The sequence below is a fragment of the Janthinobacterium sp. HH104 genome (assembly GCF_001758715.1).
In the GTDB taxonomy this organism is placed as follows: Bacteria; Pseudomonadota; Gammaproteobacteria; order Burkholderiales; family Burkholderiaceae_D; genus Janthinobacterium; species Janthinobacterium aestuarii.
In genome coordinates, this window is sequence record NZ_LRIB01000020.1 from 136085 (window position 1) to 154144 (window position 18060).

Consider the following 18060-nt stretch of genomic DNA (forward strand, 5'->3'; position numbering starts at 1 on the left):
TCATCCTTTCGTGCATTTGACTGCCAGCCATCGGCCAGCGAGCTTGCGTTGCAACAACAGAAACTCGCCAGCGAGTTCATGTTTCAACAGGAACAGACCGGCCAGCCAGCACAGCAAGGTAGCCAGCGCCGTGCCCATCAGCGCCAGCAGCGCCGGGGTGTCCGTTGGCAGCCACAGCAGCGAAGCGACGGGCGCAACGGCGCTGACACAGCAGAGCAGCAAACTCTTGCGCACTGCCCGCGCCAGGATGCGCCAGTCCAGTGCGCTCAAGCGCCGCAGGCAGTTGTAGTTCAGCCAGCTGCGCAGCACATTGCTGAGCACCACGGCCCAGGCCACGGCCACGAGACCGAACGGCGCCGCGGCCAGCAGCAGCGCCACTTTGATGACGCCAGCGCAGGCATCGAGCCGCACCTGCGCATGCAGCTGGCCCGTCGCCACGAACAGGTAGCGAGCCATGCTGAACATGCTATACACGGCGGAGGACAGGCACATGATGCGTATCAAGGGCACACAGCCTAGCCATTGCGTGCCATACAACACCTTGACCAAGGGCAAAGCCATGCAGGAGAGAAAGAGAAAAAACGGCCATGCCAGCGCCGTCATGTAGCTGATCGTGCGCAAATACACGAGCTCCGCCCCGCCCTGCCCCCCTTGTCCTCCACTTTCCCGCGCGCGGGCCGCGAACAGGGGAAACACGACGGGAGAAATCGCGCTGGTGATGGCCTGGTTAAAGATATTCAGTACGCTTTGCGCCTTGCCGAACAGGGCCAGGCTTTCAATGCCGATCAACTTGCCGATGATCAGGTCCGGCGCCGCCACGCCCGCCTCGTCGACGAGTCCTCCCCCCGTCGCATACGCGCCAAAGCGGGCGATATCGCCCATGCCGCGCCGTCCCGGCAGCCACGGCAGCTCCCTGGGCCGCACCAGCAGGCTCACCAGCAGCGACGCGCAGGAACCGGCCAGCGCCGCCCACACCATGCTCATGTAACTGTAGCCCTGCAGCGCCAGCAGCACGGCCACCAGCAGGTTGACGACGCTATTGGCCGCGTTGATGGCATAGATGGCGCGAAAGCGCAGTTGCCGGCGCAGCATCGGTAACGTCAAGGCGCTGAACGGTATCAACAGGAAATTGATGGCCAGCAAGCGCAGCACGAGGGTCAGCCGGGGTTCGCCATAGAAATGCGCGAGCGGCGCGCTGGCCAGCAGCACCAAACCGGCCAGCAGCCAGGCGACAAGCAGGCTGGTGGCCAGCGCGGCCCGCAATTTCACGGTATCGAGCTGTTTTTCCTGGATCAGGTATTGCCCCACGCCAAAGTCGCGCACCACTTGCGCCAGCGCCACCAGCACGGCGCCCAGCGAATACACGCCCACTTCGGCCGGCGTCAGCAAACGCGACAGCACCATGGTGGCGACGATGCCCAGCAGAAGCACCGTGTATTTTTCGGCGAACGAGAAGAAAAACGAGTGGCGGGTGGCGCTCATGCGGGCCGCCCGCGCCTACACGAGGCCGGCGTAAAACGCGCGCAGCTGGCGTTCCAGGCGCGGCATCGAATAGCGCTGCACGGTTTCTTCGCGCGCCAGCCGTCCCATGCGGGCGCGCCGGGGCGCGTCCATCAGCAGTTGCGCCACGGCAGCGCAGGCGGCGTGCTCGTCCTCGAGCGGCAGCAGCAGCCCGCCTTCGCTATCGTGCAGGATATCGTGGGTGCCCGGCACGTCCGTCCCCACGGCCGGCACGCCGCAAGCCATGGCCTCGATGGTGGCGATGCCGAAGCCCTCGTTTTTACTGAGCAGCACATGCAGGTCGAAGGCAGGCATCAACAACTCGACATGCTGCTGGAAGCCGGCAAACACGATGCGCTCCTGCAAGCCCGATTGCTGCGCCTGCAGCCGCAGCATGGCTTCCAGCGGCCCCGTGCCTACCAGCACTAAATATAGATTGGGAAATTGCTTGGCCAGCCTGGCGAACAGGGCCAGCAGCGCTTGCGGACGCTTTTGCGCGGACAGCCGGGCCACGCAGCCGAGCACGAGCGCGTCCGCTGGCACCCCAAGTTGCCGCCGCGCCAGCACCCTGCGTTCGGGAGAGACGATAAAAGTATCCGTATCGACGCCATTGGGAATGACGGCCAGCCGCGTTTCCGGGTTCAGCATGCCGCGGTACAGCTCGAGGAAATGCCGCATGGCCGACGGCGACACGGCATACACGCCTTTGACGGTGCGGAACGCTTCCTGCAGCCGCGGCCGCTGCCAGTCGCTGAACGCTTCCAGCGGAAAGGCATTGTGCACGCTGATCACGGCAGGCAAGCGGCATTGCCGCGCCAGCCACAGGATGGAAGCGCCATAGCTGGTCCAGCAAAACGCCACGTGGACGAGGTCGGGCCTCAGCCGCCGCAGCCGCCACGCTCCCGTGACCCTGGCGCGCAGCCAGTTCCAGCGCCGCCAGGCCCAGTGTTCGAGAAACAAGGGCGGTTCATACACACGCACCTGCAGATGCTGCGCGCGCAAACCTTGCACCCAGGCAGTAAAACCGGGAAAACGCCGCAGGGCAAGCACGCTGTCATAGCCGCTCGCGCCCAGTACTTTCGCCTCTTGCGCCATGCGCAGTTCCATGCCGCCCAGCTCGCCCGAATAACTGCTGATGACGATGCGCGGCAAGCGTTTGCGCCGTCCGCGCCACGCTTCATGGAAAAAGCCGCGCAGCCAGGCCCGTTCCCACTGGCGCAGGAACAGGTCGGCGTGGTCGCGCCGCAGCCAGGCCCGCACGGCGCCGAGGGAGTCGCGCACGTATCTGCCCAGCATCCAGCGCGGTACGCCCAGTAACTCCACGCTCGGTGCGAATGTCGCCAGCCGGCATTGGCCGCGGCCGAACAGCATGGCGCGGCGCAGTATCCAGGCGCGCTGTACTTGTTGAGCGCGGATGATGTGCGCCACTTTCGCTTGCGGACAGAACCAGGAAGGATTGCCGGCCGCATGCATCTCCAGGTTGAGCCGGGTTTCGCTGCCCATGGCGTAGTTGGCGCCTTGCGGGCCGATGCTTTCATCATAGCGGGCGCCCGCCTCGAAGATGCGGCGGCGTATCGCCATGTTGGCGCCCCAGACCAGGCCCGGATAGATGGGCGCGTCGCGCAAATCGGGGCTGGTGATGCCCCACGTCAGGCCAACGGGGGTCAGGCGCAGCAGCCATTCCGCCGGTTGCTCGCGCCAGGCGGGCACGATGGCGCCGCCGAACAGGGCGTAGCCGGGGTGAGCGCGCGCGCTGTCCTGCAAGCGGCACAGCCAGTCCGATGCGGGCATGGCGTCGTCATCGCCAAACACGAACAGCTCGCCGCCATCGCCGCTTGAACGCAAGGCGTGTTCGACAGCCCCGTTCAGGGCGGGACTGCGGCCGCGCCGCGCCACGTAGACGGAACGCAAGGGCAAGCGGCCGCGGAAGGCGGCGATCACCTGGGCCGTGGCGTCCGTGCTGCCATTGTCGGCGATGATCAGGCGCCAGCCGCCCACGGGGGCTCGCAACTCCATGTAGGCGCGCAATACCTGGGGCAAGGTGCCGGCGCCATTGTAGGTCGCCATGAGAACGGTCAACAAGGACATGCCTCCTTGGTCTTACCATGACAAAACTATGTACTCAAGCAGTGTTGATCCAGTGTACTGAGCCTGCCCGCCAGCCCGTTGACAGGCATCAATACCTTGCCAACCCGGGCACAACCAGGAGCGTCTCCCTTCATGCGCGACATACTGATTACCATCATCATCCTGGGCTCGCTGCCCTTCATCCTGAAGACACCGGCCACCGGCGGCCTGATGTGGGTCTGGGTCAGCGTGATGAACCCGCACACGCAGGGCTGGGGCTTTGCCACGCACATGCCGTTCGCCTTCATCATCGCCATCGCCACCCTGATCAGCCTCGTGATGACGCGCGAGCCGAAAAACCTGCCGCTCACGCCCGTCAGCGTGCTGCTGCTGCTGTTCGTCATGTGGATGAATGTCACGGCCCCGTTCGCCCTGATTCCGGAATCGTCATGGGTGCAGTGGAACAAGGTGATGAAGATCATGCTGATGAGCTTTGTCATCATGATGGTGATACGCACACGGCGCGACATCGTGCGCCTGATCTGGGTGCTGGTGGGGTCAATCGGCTATTACGGCGTGAAAGGCGGCATCTTCACCATCCGCAGCGGCGGCACGGACCGGGTCTGGGGGCCGGAGGAAACGTTTATCGGGGATAACAATGCGCTGGCCCTGGCCCTGATCATCACCATCCCCCTCATGTATTATCTGCAGCAAAACACGGACAAACGCTGGGTGCGCCATGGCTTGTCCGCGGCGATGCTGTTGTCGGCCCTGGCCGCGCTGGGCTCGTATTCGCGCGGCGGGCTACTGGCCATTGCCGCCATGGGCCTGTTCATGTGGCTGAAAAGCGACCGCAAGATGGTGCTGGGCGCGCTGCTCGGCGCCGTCGCGCCGCTGCTGCTGGCCTTCATGCCCGAGCGCTGGGCCGAACGCATGGACACCATCAACACCTATCAGGACGACGTCTCCGCCATGGGCCGCCTGAATGCCTGGCGCATGGCCTGGAATTTGGCGCGCGACCGTTTTCCCGGCGGCGGCTTCGACGTCTCCGACGCCGCCATCTTTGCCCGCTATGCGCCCAACCCCATGGACGTGCATGCGGCGCACAGCATTTATTTCCAGGCGCTGGGCGAACACGGCTTTGTCGGCTTGCTGATTTACCTGGCGCTGGGCATCGCCACCTGGCGCACGGCCGCCGCCATCATCCGCCGCACGCGGGGCAAGCCAGAATTGCGCTGGGCGCACGGCCTGGCCACCATGAGCCAGGCCAGCCTGATCGGCTTTGCCGTGGGCGGCGCCTTCCTCAGCCTGCTGTACTTCGACATGCCGTATTACCTGATGGCCGCCCTGATCGCCACGCGCATCATTGTCGAGCGGCAGGTGCCCACGCTCACCCCCACTTCCCGCCAGGCCAGGCCCCGGGCCGCCATCGTGGAGCAGCCATGACAGCCACCTTGTCCATCCTGATCTACCACCGCGTGCTGGCGCGGCCTGACCCGCTGTTTCCCGGCGAAGTGGACGCCGTGCTGTTCGAGCGCCAGCTGCGCCTGCTGAAACGCTTCTATACGCCGCTATCGCTCAGCGATGCCGTGCAGCGTTTGCAGAATGGCAACCTGCCGCAGCGCGCCGCCTGCATCACCTTCGACGACGGCTATGCGGACAATGCGCAAGTCGCCCTGCCGCTGCTGCGGCGCCATGGCATGCACGCCACGTTTTTCATCGCCACGGGCTACCTGGACGGCGGGCAAATGTGGAACGACACGGTGATCGAGGCCGTGCGCCAGGCGGCCGGGCCCGTGCTGGACTTGCGCAAACACGAGCTGGGGACGTTCCCCGTCGCCAGCCTGGCGCAGCGGCAAGCTGCCATCGCCACCCTGCTGGGGCAGCTCAAATACCTGCCGTTCGCCCGGCGCCAGCAGCTGGCCATGCGGATACGCCGCCAGGCGGGCGTCCTGGCTGGTCCGCCCGCCATGCTGAGCACGGCGCAGCTGCGCCAATTGCATGCGGCCGGCATGGAGGTGGGCGCGCACACGGACAGCCACCCGATTTTGTCCACCTTGCCGGACCACGCGGCGCGGCAAAACATCGCCGACGGCAAGCGCCAGCTGGAAAGTCTGATCCAGGCGCCCGTCACTCTGTTTGCATATCCGAACGGCAAGGCCGGGCGCGACTATGGCGCGCCGCACGTGGCGATGGTCAAAAGCCTCGGTTTCAAGGCGGCCGTGGCCACGGACTGGGGCGTGGCGCGCCCCGGCGCGGGGCTCGACCTGCTGCAGCTGCCCCGCTTTACGCCGTGGGATCGAGGACGGCTGGCGTTTCTGTGGCGCATGCGGCAAAACCGCCGGCAAGCGCACCCAGCGCGCCTGGATGCTGGCTGAGCCACTGTTCCAGCATCAGCAGCAGCCACACCATGGTGCCGTGATAGGCCGGATGTTCCGCCAGCAAGCGCCCTTGCAGATCGTCGATGAAGGCGGACCGCACGATGCCGCGTCCGCGCAGCTGCGTGAGGTTGTCGAATGCAAACTCGCGCAGCGGCGGATGGCTGTGCAGCCACAGGCCGAAAGGCAGGCCGAAGCCGTGCTTTTTCTTGCGCACGATGGCCGGCGGCAGGATTTCCGCCAGCGCCCGCTTGAAGAAGGGCCGCAGCCGCATGCCGTCGAGCTTGTCCCGCGGCGCCAGGCGGGCGGCAAACGCCACCATCGCATCGTGCAGGAAGGGAAACGCCGCTTCCACGCCGGCCAGCTCGCAGGCCTTGCGCACCTTGAACAGGTCATTGTCGGCCAAAGTAAAACGCATGTCGAGGGCCAGCAGTTCATTGATCTGGCTCAAGCCCTGGCCTTGGCGCTCCCAATACGCACCATTCACGCAACCGGGCGCCATGCCTGGGTCGATGGTGTCGATGAACCCCGCTTCCAGCACCGTGCGGTGGCCATGGCGCAGCAGCAGGTTGTAGCTGTCGAGCCGGGCCGGCAGCGGCAGGCTCGACAGCTCGATGTAGCGGCGCGCCTTGTCGCCCAGCCGCCACGGCTTGCCCGTGCGTGCGCGGAACAGCAGCGGTTCGATGATGGCCTGGCGCAACATGGCCGGCAAGCGTTCGTATTGCGACAGCAAGGCCTGGTGCGCATAGCGCTCATTGCCGCCAAACAGTTCATCGCCGCCATCGCCACCGAGCAAGCGCGTTACGCCATCCTCGCGCGCCATCTGCGCGCAGTAAAACGCGGGAATGGCCGAGGCGTTGCCGAAAGGCTGGTCGAAGATGGCCGCCATGGCGGGAATGGCGGCCAGGACGTCGGCTGGCGTCACGTAGCGCTCGTGGTGAATGCTGCCCGCGTGGCTGGCGGCCAGGCGCGCATACGCCATTTCGTCATAGCCGGGCGCATCAAAACCGATGGAATACGTGCGCGCCGGCCGGCCCGTCACCTGCCCCATGATGGCGGCCACGGTGGAACTGTCGGTGCCGCCGCTGAGAAACGCGCCCGTGTCCGCGCCATCCGCGCCCAGGCTGCTTTCCACGGACTGGCGCAGCAGGCGCAGGAATTCCTGCTTGTTGCTGGCAAAGCTGGCCCGCGGGCGCGCCGCGCCCGGCTCCTGGAAAGCCAGCTGCCAGTAACTGCCCTTGCATTGCTTGCCGCCGCGCACATGCAGGTATTCGCCGGGCAGCAAGCGCTGCTGGCCCAGGTAAGCCGTGGCCGGGCCGGGCACCATGTGGAAGAACAGGTAGTGATACAGCGCTTGCGGATCGAGCGCGCCCCGCACGGACGGATGGGCCAGCAAGGCGTCATGCGAGGAAGCAAAGAACAGGCCTTGCGCGTTGCTCGCATAACTGAGGGGGTGGATTCCGGCGCGGTCCACTGCCAGCAGGGCCGAGCCGGAAAAAGAGTCGAGGATAGCCACAGCAAATGGCCCGGACAGGCTGGCGCAGGCCGCCACGCCCCGGCTCAGCCACAGGGACGCGAGGCGGCTTGCCACGTCGTCGGCCGAACCGTCAAGCATGGGCCGGCCCCAGATGGCGACCTGCAAGCCATCCTGCTGATACACATGGCGGCTGCCGTCGATGGCGGCCACGGCCACGCCGCCCACTTCGCTCACGCAGGCAGTCAGGGGGGGCCTATCGAAACGCGACAGGGGCGCGGCCATGCTTGCCAGCGCACTCGACGCTGCGCCATCGGACGCCATGCCGGCGGCACCCACGCCGCCAGGCGCCGCCAGCCAGCCGCACAGGCCGCTCATACGAGTACCTCGGCCGGCAGCGGATGGCCGAGAAACGCCGTCGGGCTGGCCGTCAAGCCATACGCGCCCGACTGGAACACGACCACCAGGTCGCCCTCCTCGGCGCGCGCCATCTCCATCTGATCGGCAAGCAAGTCCAGCGGCGTGCACAACGGTCCCACGACGGACGCCACTTCGCGCGCCCCGCCATGCAGCCGGTTGCCGATGGCGACCGGATAATTCTTGCGGATCAGCTGGCCAAAATTGCCCGAGGCCGCCAGGTGGTGGTGCAAGCCGCCATCCGTGACGAGAAATACTTGTCCATGCGACACCTTGCGTTCGATCACTTTGCATACATACACGCCCGCCTCGGCCACCAGATAGCGGCCCAGCTCCAGATTCAGGCGCACGCCGGGCGCCGCCTGGGCCAGCAGATCAAGCTGCCGCTGCAAGCCGTCCGCCATGGGCGCCAGGTCCAGCGCCTGGTCGCCGGGAAAATACGGCACGCCGAAGCCGCCGCCGATATTCAGGGTGCGCAAGGGCGACGGCGCGCTGTCGGCCAGTTGCAGGGCCAGTTGCACGCTCAGGGCCTGCGCTTCAGCCAGGGCCGTCGCCGACAGGCTTTGCGAACCCGCATACAGGTGAAAGCCGTGAAAATCCAGCCCCAACTGGCCGATGCGGCCCAGCAGCGCCGGCACGAGGGCCGCATCGACGCCAAACGGCTGCGCGCCGCCGCCCATGCGCATGCCCGTGCGGCGCAAGGCGAAATCGGGATTCACGCGTACGGCCACCCTGGCCGTCATGCCCAGCCGTTCGCTGGCCAGCGCCACCCTTTCCAGCTGGGCGCCCGACTCCACGTTGATCAATACGCCAGCGGCCACGGCCCGCGCCAGTTCGCCATCGCTCTTGCCCGGTCCCGCAAAACTGATGCGCTCCGGCGCCATCGGTGTATCGAGCGCCGTGGCCAGTTCGCCGCCCGAGGCCACGTCGATGCCGTCGACCAGGCCCGCCAGCCATTGCACCACGGCCGACATGGGGTTGGCCTTCATCGCATAATGGACATGCACGCCAGTGGGCAAGGCGGCGCGCAATTGCGCCACGCGGCGCGTGATATGCGCGCGGTCATAGGCATAGAACGGCGTGCCGCCCACCCTCTGCGCCAGCCGGCGCAAAGAAATACCGCCGACCTGCAGCATGTCGCCGTCCTCAGCAAACTGCTGGCCCAGGGCCGAGTGCAAGGGCAATTCCGTACTGTTCGAGCGGATCAAGTCCTTCATGCCGCGTCTCCTGTTTGGACCGCATACGCACGCGCCAGTTCCCGGGCCAGCAAGGGGCGGTCGATCTTGCCGTTCGGATTGCGCGGCAGCACGCCGTCGCGGATCTCCACCCACAGCGGCACCATATAGCTGGGCAAGCGCGCGCGGCAGGCGGCCAGCACGCTGTCGCGCTGCAATTCCACACCGGGCGCGGGCGTGACGAGCAAGGCGATGGCCTGGCCCAGCACGGCATGGGGCAGGCCCAGCGCGGCGGCCTCGCCCACCAGTCCGCTCGCATACGCGACTTCCTCGATCTCGGCCGGGCTGACCCGGTAGCCCGACGTCTTGATCATATCGTCGCTGCGCCCGACGAAATACAGATAGCCATCCGCATCGCGGCGCACCGTGTCGCCCGACCAGACGGCCAGTTCCGGCAGCACCAGGCCGCTTGCCTGCGGCGGCAGCGGTTTGAAGCGTTCGGCCGTGCGCGCCGCGTCGTTCCAGTAGCCGAGCGCCACCAGCGCGCCACGGTGCACGAGTTCGCCCGGCTCGTCGGCGTCGCACACGCTGCCGTCGGGACGCAGCACCAGCACTTCCGCGTTCGGGATCGCTTGCCCGATGGAATCGGGGCGCCGCTCCAGCTGTTCCGGCGCCAAATAGGTCGAGCGGAACGCTTCCGTCAAGCCATACATCAGGTAGACCTGCACGCGCGGCAGCGACAGGCGCAGCCGATCGAGCGTGGAACGCTGCATCACGCCGCCCGAATTGGTGATGTAGCGCAAGGGCGTGGACAAGGGCCAGCTCAGCTGGGACAGCTGCACCCACAGCGGCGGCACGGCGGCCAGGCCCGTGATGGCTTCCTGCTCGACGGTTTCGACGATATCGCGCAGCAGCAGATAATTCATCAGGACGGCGCAGGCGCCGCTGGCAAACGCCGTCGTCAGCTGGCTCAGGCCGTAATCAAAACTGAGCGGCAGGACGCATAAAATACGGTCTTGCGGCGTGTTGCGCAGATAGCCCGACACGCTGAGCGCGCCCGCCAGCATGTTGCGGTGCGACAGCACCACGCCTTTTGGCCTTCCCGTGCTGCCCGAGGTATATAAAATGGCGGCCATGTCCATGTCGATTGCCGCATGCGGCTGCGGCACACCAAAGGCGAGAGCAGCGCTCCACGGCAGCACGCGCACCTTGCCCAGGCTGGACTCCGCCTCCCCTTCGCCCGTCAGCAGCACCGTCCGCAAGTCCGGGCAGGCGGCCAGCGCGGGGCCCAGCTGCGCCAGGCGTTCGCGCGAGGTAACGAGGATGGCTACGTTGCAGTCGGCCAGGATATACGCCACCTGGTCCGGCTTGAGCAGCGGATTGACGGGCACGAACACGCCGCCGGCGGCCGCCGCGCCGAACATGGCGCTGACGTTTTCCGGGCGTTTCTCCAGGTACACGGCCACGCGCGCGCCACCTTGCAAGCCCAGGGTCAGCAGGGTAGCTGCCGCCTCGCGCACGGACTGCGCCAGCGCGCCATAGCTGAGCTCCTCGCCCTGCCACGACAGGGCCGGCGCGTGGGGCGCGCGCTGCGCCGTTTCAAAGATCAGATCGTGTATCAGTGTTGCCATCGTGTCGCCCCAGGGTTGCCATGATTGCCATGCATCCCCCTATGATTGGGACAAACGGGCGCGGCAGTGTTGATTTTTATCAAGCAAGCACCTCTCCCCACGGACGGTGGCCTATCTGGCGCAATGCTTGAGGCCGCGCAACATCGGCCACTGGCCGCTGCGCTCTAATGGACAGCGTTGGCTGCATAGCCGCCCCGTCCGTTACTACCATGGCCCTGTCCCCGCAATTTCCCTTGCTGCAACGGCTGGCCGCCAGCGTCGCCCAGCTGGGCTGGCGCGACAGCGCCTGGCTGGCCGTGGCCCGGCTGCTGGCAACAGTGCCGGGCGGGCGCTGCGCACTGTACCGCTACCAGTTCGTGGCGCAGGCCGTGGCGCCCGGTTCGCTGTGCCGCGGGCGCGGCAAGTCGATCACCGTCACGCCCTGCCTGGCGGAAGCGGACTTGCCGCCCGGGCCCGAGCGCCGGCCTGGCGCGCTGCGCGAACGCTACCGCCAGGGCGCGCAATGCCTGGTGGCGCGCGACAAGTCCGGCATGGTCGGCTGGATCTGGCTGCTGCGCCACGGCTGCCAGGAAGACGAGGTGCGCGCCCGCTATGCGCTGGCCTCAAACCAGTCGTCGTGGGACCTCGACGTGTGGGTGCAGCCCGAACAGCGCGGCGGCCTCGTCTTCGCCCGGCTGTGGGAAGAAGCCAACGCCGTGATGTACGCGCAGGGCGTGCGCTGGTCGTGCAGCCGCATCTCGCGTTTCAACCGCGCCTCGCTGGGCGCCCACGCGCGCCTGGGCACGCACGCGCTGGGCACGGCCACCTTTATCCGCTGCGGGCGCTGGCAGTGGATGGCCGCCAGCCTGCCGCCGCATGTACACCTGTCGCGCCGTGCCGACGACATCCCCTGCCTGGCCTTCGATACCAGCCGCCTGCCGCACTACCCTTCCCTGGAGCTGACATGCCGCATCTTGAAGCAGTAAAGCATATCCTCGACACCACCCTGGGCTTGAACGGGCGCGTGCTGGAAGCCCACACGCCGCTCCTGGGCAGCGTGCCGGAACTCGACTCGATGGCCGTGATCGGCGTGATCGCCGCGCTGGAAGACCATTTCGGCATCATGGTCGCCGACGACGACATCCACGCACGCCACTTCGCCACCGTGGGCACCCTGCACGATTTCGTGTTTGCAAAGCTGCGACCATGAACCGCGCCCTCACCGACGCGCTGCCGCTGCTGCCCTTCTTCCTGCCCGCCAGCGGCGGCCAGCGCTATTGTTTGCTGCACCTGCCGCCGCCGGGCCAGGCCGCGCGCGGCGGCATCCTCTACGTGCATCCGTTCGCGGAAGAACTGAATAAAAGCCGCCACGTGGCGGCCGCGCAGGCGCGCGCCTTTGCCGCAGCCGGCTACAGCGTGCTGCAGATCGACCTGTTCGGCTGCGGCGACAGCAGCGGCGACTTTGGCGAGGCGCGCTGGGACATCTGGCACAACGACCTGCACCTGGCTTGCGCGTGGCTGGCGCAGCGGGTCGACGGTCCGCTGACCGTGTGGGGCTTGCGCCTGGGCGCCCTGCTGGCCCTCGATTTCGCCAGCAACCCGCCGCTGCCCCTGGCGCGGTTGCTGCTGTGGCAACCGGAACTCGATGGACGGCGCGTCATCGACCGTTTCCTGCGCCTGCGCCTGGCGGCCGGCATGCTGGCCGGCGGCGGGCAGGAAGCGCCCGGCCATGCGCGCGCAGTACTGGCAGAGAGCGAAGCTGTGGAAGTGGCCGGCTACCTGCTGGCGCCCGCGCTGGCGCACGCCATCGATGACGTCAGCGCGTCCGCGCTGCAGCCTGCCGTTCCAGTCTATTGGCTCGATTACCGGGGACCGGACCAGGCAGCCGCGCCCTTGCCGCCGCTGGCACGGCAATGGCGGGACCAGGGCGCCGCCGTCCACGTGGCCAGCTTCGGCGATGGCCCGTTCTGGCACAGCGGCGAGCTGCTCGCTTGTCCGCAACTGCTGGACGCGACGCGCGCGCTGTGCCGCGACTGGCTTGGCGAGGAAAGGACGCCGCCATGAAACGCGACAGCAGCCAGCAGCACCTCGCGGCGCACGCCGTACGCGAACTGGCCCTGCGCTTTCGCAGTGCCGCTGACGACGGCGAGTCGCAGGCGCGCATGGCCGGCATCCTCAGCCTGCCCGACGCACCGGGTCCACGCGGCGTGTTGATCGTCACGGGCGGGCCGCAGTACCGGGTCGGCAGCCACCGCCAGTTCGTCTTGCTGGCCCGCGCCCTGGCCGCGCAAGGCTGGCCCGTGCTGCGTTTCGACTTGCGCGGCATGGGCGACAGCGAGGGTAGCGCGCGCGATTACCGCGCGGCCGGTCCCGACATCGCCGGCGCGCTGGCGCAATTCTTCGACGCCGTGCCGGCCTTGCGCGAAGTGGCGCTGTGGGGCTTGTGCGACGGCGCCACGGCAGCGGCCTGCCATGCGCCGCGCGACACGCGCGTCAAGGCCCTGATCCTGCTCAACCCGTGGGTGCGCAGCAGCGCCGGCCTGGCGCGCGCCACCTTGCGCCACTATTATCTGCCACGCCTGCTGCAAGGCAGTTTCTGGCGCAAGCTGGCCAGCGGCGGACTGCAGCTGGGCGCCAGCCTGGCCTCGCTGCGGCAGGTGGCGGCCGCCACGCAAGAAGGGCCAACGCGGGAAGACGATGCGCCCGCGCCGGCCCTGCTGCGGGCCCTGGCGCAATTCCAGGGCAAGGTGCTGCTGGTCCTCAGCGGCGACGACCTCGGTGCGCGCGAGTGGCAAGCCCTGCTTGATGGCGACACCGCCTGGCGCGCCGTGGCCGCCCGCGCGCAATGGACGCAGGCGCAGGTCGCCGGCGCCAACCACACGTTCGCCAGCGCCGCCTGGCGCGGCGAAGTCGAACAGCTGTGCGCACGGTGGCTGCGGTCATGGTAATGACCTCGCCGAACGCGGCCCGACCGAACGCGGCCCGGCCAAAACGGGTGCTGATGGTCGCCTACCATTTTCCGCCGTTTGCCGGCGGCAGCGGCATCCTGCGCACCTTGGGCTTTGCGCGCCATTTGCCCGACTGCGGCTGGCAGCCGCTCGTGCTCAGCCCCTCGCCGCTCGCGTATGCGCAGCGGGGCAATACGCAACTGGCGCAGATCGGCGCGCAAGCGACCGTGCGGCGCACCCTGGCGCTGGACGCGGCGCGCCATTTGTCCATCGCCGGACGCTATCCGCGCTGCTTGGCGCTGCCCGACCGCTGGAGCTCCTGGTGGCTGAGCGCCGTGCCGGCCGGCCTGCGCATGATCCGCGAATACCGCCCCGACGCCATCTGGTCGACGTACCCGATCGCCACGGCGCACCTGATCGCGATGACCCTGCAAAAACTCAGCGGCCTGCCGTGGATCGCCGACCAGCGCGACCCCATGCTCGACGACAGCGACCCGCTGGCGCCGTATCCGCCCGAGCCGCGCCTGCACCGCATGCATGCGTGGATCGAACAGCGCATCGCGGCGCGCAGCGCGGCCATCGTCTGCACCACGCCGGGCGCCATCGCGGCGCACCAGCGGCGCCTGGCGCAAGTGGGGCGCGAGCGCTTCTGCCTGATCGAAAATGGCCACGACGATGACGAGGACGCCGCGCCGCTGGCCGGGCCGCGCGGCCACCGCAGCCGCTTTCTTCTGCTGCACAGCGGCGTGATCTACCCATCCGAGCGCGATCCCCAGCCGCTGTTCGAAGCCCTGGCCCGCCTGCGCCACGACGGCGTGCTGCACGCCCGCAATTTCCAGCTGGTGCTGCGCGCCACGGGCCACGATGCGTGGCTGGCGGACCTGCTGGCGAAATACGGCATCCTGGATCTGGTGAGCCTGGAACCGTTGCAGGCGCACGAGGATGCGCTGCGCGAAATGCTGGCCGCCGACGGCTTGCTGCTGCTGCAGGCGGCCAACTGCAACGGACAGATTCCCGCGAAGCTGTATGAATACCTGCGCTGCCGCCGCCCCATCCTCGCGCTGACCGACCTGGCCGGCGACAGCGCGGCCAAGCTGCGCCACTGTGGCATCGATACCATCGGCCAGCTGGCGTCGAGCGGCGATTGCGCACGCGCGCTGCTGCGCTTTTTGGAACTGGCGCGCCAGGGCCGCGCCCCGCTGGCCAGCCCCACGGCCATCGCCCTGCAATCGCGGCAAGCCCGCAGCAACGCCCTGGCCGATTTGCTCGACCAGGTCAGCCACAGGAGTCCGACATGAAGCATTGCTTGTTAGCCTGCACCCTCGCCGCCTGCTGCGCCAGCGCTACTGCCGCCGAGTGTCCGCCCTACGTCAAGCGCACGCCGGGCGGCGACTACACGAGCGCGGAAGACCGCGACGGTCTGTCCGTGGTCGAGAAATTCCATTTTTCACGCGCCGTGGAAACGCTCACGCAAGGCATGACGGGCAGCCTGGGCGCCGACATCAGCTACACGCTTGAACATTTCCCGAACCACCACCGGGCGCTGGCGTCGATGGCCAAGCTGGGATTGCGCCTGAAAAGCGCGCAGCCGGTAGGCGCCCGCTACACGGTCAGCTGCTACTTCGAACGGGCGATCGCCTTCGCGCCGCACGACGTGACGGCGCGCATGGTGTATGGCAGCTATTTGCTGTCCACGGGCCAGGATGCGATGGCGCTGGAACAGCTGGACGCAGCCAGCCGCCTGGCGCCGGATCAGGCCACCATCCAGTACAACCTGGGCCTGATGTATGCAAAGAAGAAGGAATACGAGAAGGCCAGCGCGCACGCGCAAAAAGCCTATGCGCTGGGCTTTCCCTTGCCGGGGCTGAAGAACAAGCTGAAAGCGGCGGGCAAATGGCGCGAGCCGCCGCCGGCGGCCGTCGTCGTGGAGGCGAAGGAAGCGCCGAAAGCGGAAGAACCGGCAATGCCGCCGGTCGAAGAACCTAGCGGGGAATGACGGCCGGCCGCTGGGCCACACTCCAATGCCCGGCCGGCGACGCGGCCAGCGCGGCGGCCAGGTCGCGCCGCGCTTGGGCCTTGTCTTCGGCCTCGCTGATGTACGCCAGTTCGGCCGGCTGCAGCGCGGTGAGCGTCAGCAGCATCACCTCGCCATATGGCGTGTCGAACGAAGGGGGAATGGTGCCCGCGCCTTGGGCCAGCAGCACGCCCACCTGTTCATTCTCGTCTTCGAGACCCTTGGGCGCATCTTGCAAGTCCAGCGCCATCGACACGCTGCCGTGGCGCTGCACCAGCAAATCGATGGAACCATGGTCGGCCACGTTCTGGCTGACCTGGTAGACCAGATCGAACAGCCACGATGCCTGCACCGGACCGCCGTTGAAAGCGGACAGTGGCGCCTCGATGCACACTTCCAGCAGGTGGCCGCGCGGCACAAACACGTCGTCGTCATCCTCGAACGGGTCGCTCAAGCCATCGCTGGCGATGAGGATGGAGTCATTGCGGCGGATCACCCGCCAGGCCTGGCGCAACGATGGCCAGCGCGGACCGCCCATGAAAGCGGGGTTGACCAGCGGCGCCAGCACATCGGCGTCGACAGCGCCCAAAGTAGCATAGAAGGCGTCGCGCGCGGCGCAAGCCGTGGCCAGCATCTGCGCGCCCGCTTCCTTGCCGACGACGGCGTCGTCCGGTTGCGGCACCTGGGGAATAAGGTTTTCAGGCATGAGAGAGTCTTTGAATTAGTCGGCGGTTGGGAAGTCGTGATAATTGCGGGGCAAATAGCCCCAAATGCGCGCCACCCTGTCCCGCACCTCGAAATCGAAGCCGATGCGCTCGAGCTCCGGCACGATCCACACGCCGTGGTCGATGATTTTCTTGGGCAGCAGCATGGCCACGTGTTCTTCCGAGTACAGGCTGATATCGAACCATTCCACGCCCATGAACGGGAACGGCGGGTGGTAATCCCATTCCGTATCCCAGCGCGACACATAGCCGGTGACGGAGCCGTAACGGTACGACGGCGCCCAGTCGGTGCGTCCTCGCATGAAGGCCAGCAGCTCGTTCCACTTGCAATCGTTGGCGGCGCCGGCCAGGTTGCGCCGCGCGATATGGCCGCGCAGCTTGCGCTTGATGTCGTCGCCGCCGGCGTCGGCCTGCGGCAGGCTGGCCTCTGCCATCAGCGGACCACCGGCTTGACTTTCGATGCGGCCAGCACGGCGCGCGCGCGGGCAGTGTCGATATCGCCGGCCGTGGCCAGCGCCACGCCCATGCGGCGGCGGGCGAACGATTCCGGCTTGCCGAACAGGCGCAAGTCGGCGCCCGGCACGCTCAGGGCGTCGGCCACGCCTTCGAAGGCGATGCCTTTCGCTTCCAGCTGGCCGTAGATGACGGCCGAAGCGCCGGGCGAACGCAGCGCCACGTTGACGGGCAAGCCGAGGATGGCTTTCGCGTGCAGCTCGAATTCGCTCTGCACCTGGCTGGCCATGGTGACCATGCCCGTGTCGTGCGGACGGGGGCTCACTTCCGAGAACCACACCATGTCGTCCTTGACGAACAGCTCCACGCCGAACAGGCCCAGGCCGCCCAGATTGTCCGTCACCTTGCGGGCGATGTCGCGCGAACGCTCGAGGGCCAGCGGCGCCATGCGGGCCGGCTGCCACGATTCCACGTAGTCGCCATGCACCTGCAAATGGCCGATCGGCTCGCAAAACTGCGTCTCGATCTGTCCCGAAGCGCCGACGGCGCGCACCGTCAGCAAGGTGATTTCGTAGTCGAAGTCGATGAAACCCTCGACGATGACCCGGCCCGTATCGACACGGCTGCCGCTGGCCGCATACGCCCACGCCGCGTCCACGTCCGCGGCGCCATCGAGTTTGGACTGGCCTTTTCCCGACGACGACATCACGGGTTTCACGACGCACGGAAAGCCGATCTCCTGGCAGGCAAGCTGCAACTCCCGCAGGCTGCTGGCGAAGCGGTATGGCGACGTGGCCACGCCCAGGGTTTCGGCCGCCAGGGTGCGGATGCCTTCGCGGTTCATCGTCAGCACGGCCGCGCGCGCGTTCGGGATGCACGTGATTTGTCCGGCCGCTTCCAGCGCCGCCAGCGTATCGGTGGCGATGGCTTCGATTTCGGGCACGATCAAATCGGGCTTTTCCAGTTCGATCAGGGCGGCCAGGGCCACGCCGTCGCTCATGTCGATCACGTGCGAACGGTGCGCCACCGGGTGGCCCGGCGCGTTCGGGTAGCGGTCGACGGCGATCACTTCCACGCCCAGGCGCTGCAGCGACATGATCACTTCCTTGCCCAGTTCACCCGAGCCCAGCAGCATGACTTTGATGGCGGTGGAAGACAGGGGCGTGCCGAAGGTACGGGGCGCGATGGTGCTGCTGGTGCTAGTGGTCATGGCAGGGTCTGTAGGCGGATGGAAAGATGGCTGGGACTATAGCAAATGCCGGCCATCTTGGACAGGGCGCACCGCTGCCTGACGGACCA

16 protein-coding genes are annotated in these 18060 nt (G+C 67.4%); 8 read left to right on the forward strand and 8 right to left on the reverse strand.

What is annotated here, in order from left to right:
- Together JAB6_RS06065 and JAB6_RS06070 are read right to left on the reverse strand one after the other, a co-directional pair.
- On the reverse strand, positions 1-1482 hold the full coding sequence (locus tag JAB6_RS06065; protein WP_070301763.1) for a lipopolysaccharide biosynthesis protein: 1482 nt from the start codon (positions 1480-1482) through the stop codon (positions 1-3).
- A gap of 15 nt (positions 1483-1497) precedes the next feature.
- The gene (locus tag JAB6_RS06070) at positions 1498-3582 is read right to left on the reverse strand and encodes a glycosyltransferase (RefSeq protein ID WP_254671493.1); all 2085 of its coding nucleotides are present in this window, start codon (positions 3580-3582) and stop codon (positions 1498-1500) included.
- A gap of 138 nt (positions 3583-3720) precedes the next feature.
- On the opposite strand from JAB6_RS06070, the gene JAB6_RS06075 reads away from it, so the two are divergent.
- On the forward strand, positions 3721-5013 hold the full coding sequence (locus JAB6_RS06075; RefSeq protein WP_034748439.1) for a putative O-glycosylation ligase, exosortase A system-associated: 1293 nt from the start codon (positions 3721-3723) through the stop codon (positions 5011-5013).
- Complete coding sequence (locus tag JAB6_RS06080; RefSeq protein ID WP_070301765.1) at positions 5010-5945, forward strand: polysaccharide deacetylase family protein; 936 nt, start codon at positions 5010-5012, stop codon at positions 5943-5945. Before JAB6_RS06075 ends, JAB6_RS06080 begins: the two co-directional genes overlap by 4 nt.
- Here JAB6_RS06080 and JAB6_RS06085 read toward each other — a convergent pair.
- The 3 genes from JAB6_RS06085 to JAB6_RS06095 are packed head-to-tail and all read right to left on the reverse strand — an operon-like array spanning position 5854 to position 10642.
- Entirely contained in the window at positions 5854-7797 is a 1944-nt protein-coding gene (locus JAB6_RS06085; protein ID WP_070301766.1) for an asparagine synthetase B, read from the reverse strand. The two genes, JAB6_RS06080 and JAB6_RS06085, sit on opposite strands and share 92 nt — an antisense overlap.
- The gene (locus tag JAB6_RS06090; RefSeq protein ID WP_254671495.1) at positions 7794-9053 is read right to left on the reverse strand and encodes a pyridoxal-dependent decarboxylase, exosortase A system-associated; all 1260 of its coding nucleotides are present in this window, start codon (positions 9051-9053) and stop codon (positions 7794-7796) included. The genes JAB6_RS06085 and JAB6_RS06090 overlap by 4 nt, the downstream gene beginning before the upstream one ends.
- A complete protein-coding gene (locus tag JAB6_RS06095) occupies positions 9050-10642 on the reverse strand; it encodes an acyl-CoA ligase (AMP-forming), exosortase A system-associated (RefSeq protein WP_070301767.1) in 1593 nt (530 codons plus the stop codon). Before JAB6_RS06095 ends, JAB6_RS06090 begins: the two co-directional genes overlap by 4 nt.
- A gap of 209 nt (positions 10643-10851) precedes the next feature.
- Between JAB6_RS06095 and JAB6_RS06100 the strand changes: the two genes are divergently transcribed.
- The 6 genes from JAB6_RS06100 to JAB6_RS06125 are packed head-to-tail and all read left to right on the forward strand — an operon-like array spanning position 10852 to position 15565.
- Positions 10852-11607: a GNAT family N-acetyltransferase gene (locus tag JAB6_RS06100; RefSeq protein ID WP_070301768.1), complete on the forward strand. Its 756-nt coding sequence runs from the start codon at positions 10852-10854 to the stop codon at positions 11605-11607.
- On the forward strand, positions 11586-11831 hold the full coding sequence (locus JAB6_RS06105; protein ID WP_070301769.1) for an acyl carrier protein: 246 nt from the start codon (positions 11586-11588) through the stop codon (positions 11829-11831). Before JAB6_RS06100 ends, JAB6_RS06105 begins: the two co-directional genes overlap by 22 nt.
- Positions 11828-12685, forward strand: a complete 858-nt coding sequence (locus tag JAB6_RS06110) for a hydrolase 2, exosortase A system-associated (RefSeq protein WP_070301770.1) — start codon at positions 11828-11830, stop codon at positions 12683-12685. The genes JAB6_RS06105 and JAB6_RS06110 overlap by 4 nt, the downstream gene beginning before the upstream one ends.
- Complete coding sequence (locus JAB6_RS06115; RefSeq protein ID WP_083292566.1) at positions 12682-13569, forward strand: hydrolase 1, exosortase A system-associated; 888 nt, start codon at positions 12682-12684, stop codon at positions 13567-13569. The genes JAB6_RS06110 and JAB6_RS06115 overlap by 4 nt, the downstream gene beginning before the upstream one ends.
- Positions 13563-14867 (forward strand): glycosyltransferase, encoded by a 1305-nt coding sequence (locus tag JAB6_RS06120; RefSeq protein ID WP_254671498.1) that lies wholly within the window; start codon positions 13563-13565, stop codon positions 14865-14867. The genes JAB6_RS06115 and JAB6_RS06120 overlap by 7 nt, the downstream gene beginning before the upstream one ends.
- Entirely contained in the window at positions 14864-15565 is a 702-nt protein-coding gene (locus JAB6_RS06125) for an ABC transporter permease (protein WP_070301772.1), read from the forward strand. Before JAB6_RS06120 ends, JAB6_RS06125 begins: the two co-directional genes overlap by 4 nt.
- Here JAB6_RS06125 and JAB6_RS06130 read toward each other — a convergent pair.
- Genes JAB6_RS06130 through purT form a run of 3 tightly spaced genes read right to left on the reverse strand, consistent with a single transcriptional unit; the run spans position 15552 to position 17971 of the window.
- Complete coding sequence (locus JAB6_RS06130; protein ID WP_070301773.1) at positions 15552-16289, reverse strand: hypothetical protein; 738 nt, start codon at positions 16287-16289, stop codon at positions 15552-15554. The two genes, JAB6_RS06125 and JAB6_RS06130, sit on opposite strands and share 14 nt — an antisense overlap.
- A 15-nt stretch (positions 16290-16304) precedes the next feature.
- A complete protein-coding gene (locus tag JAB6_RS06135) occupies positions 16305-16742 on the reverse strand; it encodes a DUF6678 family protein (RefSeq protein WP_070301774.1) in 438 nt (145 codons plus the stop codon).
- Positions 16742-17971, reverse strand: coding sequence for a formate-dependent phosphoribosylglycinamide formyltransferase (purT, locus tag JAB6_RS06140; protein ID WP_083292567.1), 1230 nt, complete (start codon positions 17969-17971; stop codon positions 16742-16744). Before purT ends, JAB6_RS06135 begins: the two co-directional genes overlap by 1 nt.
- Between the last annotated feature and the right edge of the window lie 89 nt (positions 17972-18060).

Coding starts and splice junctions, on each gene's coding strand:
- JAB6_RS06065 (WP_070301763.1), bottom strand. CDS start 1,482: ATGAGCGCCACCCGCCACTCGTTTTTCTTCTCGTTCGCCGAAAAATAC.
- JAB6_RS06075 (WP_034748439.1), top strand. CDS start 3,721: ATGCGCGACATACTGATTACCATCATCATCCTGGGCTCGCTGCCCTTC.
- JAB6_RS06080 (WP_070301765.1), top strand. CDS start 5,010: ATGACAGCCACCTTGTCCATCCTGATCTACCACCGCGTGCTGGCGCGG.
- JAB6_RS06085 (WP_070301766.1), bottom strand. CDS start 7,797: ATGAGCGGCCTGTGCGGCTGGCTGGCGGCGCCTGGCGGCGTGGGTGCC.
- JAB6_RS06090 (WP_254671495.1), bottom strand. CDS start 9,053: ATGAAGGACTTGATCCGCTCGAACAGTACGGAATTGCCCTTGCACTCG.
- JAB6_RS06095 (WP_070301767.1), bottom strand. CDS start 10,642: ATGGCAACACTGATACACGATCTGATCTTTGAAACGGCGCAGCGCGCG.
- JAB6_RS06100 (WP_070301768.1), top strand. CDS start 10,852: ATGGCCCTGTCCCCGCAATTTCCCTTGCTGCAACGGCTGGCCGCCAGC.
- JAB6_RS06105 (WP_070301769.1), top strand. CDS start 11,586: ATGCCGCATCTTGAAGCAGTAAAGCATATCCTCGACACCACCCTGGGC.
- JAB6_RS06110 (WP_070301770.1), top strand. CDS start 11,828: ATGAACCGCGCCCTCACCGACGCGCTGCCGCTGCTGCCCTTCTTCCTG.
- JAB6_RS06115 (WP_083292566.1), top strand. CDS start 12,682: ATGAAACGCGACAGCAGCCAGCAGCACCTCGCGGCGCACGCCGTACGC.
- JAB6_RS06120 (WP_254671498.1), top strand. CDS start 13,563: ATGGTAATGACCTCGCCGAACGCGGCCCGACCGAACGCGGCCCGGCCA.
- JAB6_RS06125 (WP_070301772.1), top strand. CDS start 14,864: ATGAAGCATTGCTTGTTAGCCTGCACCCTCGCCGCCTGCTGCGCCAGC.
- JAB6_RS06130 (WP_070301773.1), bottom strand. CDS start 16,289: ATGCCTGAAAACCTTATTCCCCAGGTGCCGCAACCGGACGACGCCGTC.
- JAB6_RS06135 (WP_070301774.1), bottom strand. CDS start 16,742: ATGGCAGAGGCCAGCCTGCCGCAGGCCGACGCCGGCGGCGACGACATC.
- purT (WP_083292567.1), bottom strand. CDS start 17,971: ATGACCACTAGCACCAGCAGCACCATCGCGCCCCGTACCTTCGGCACG.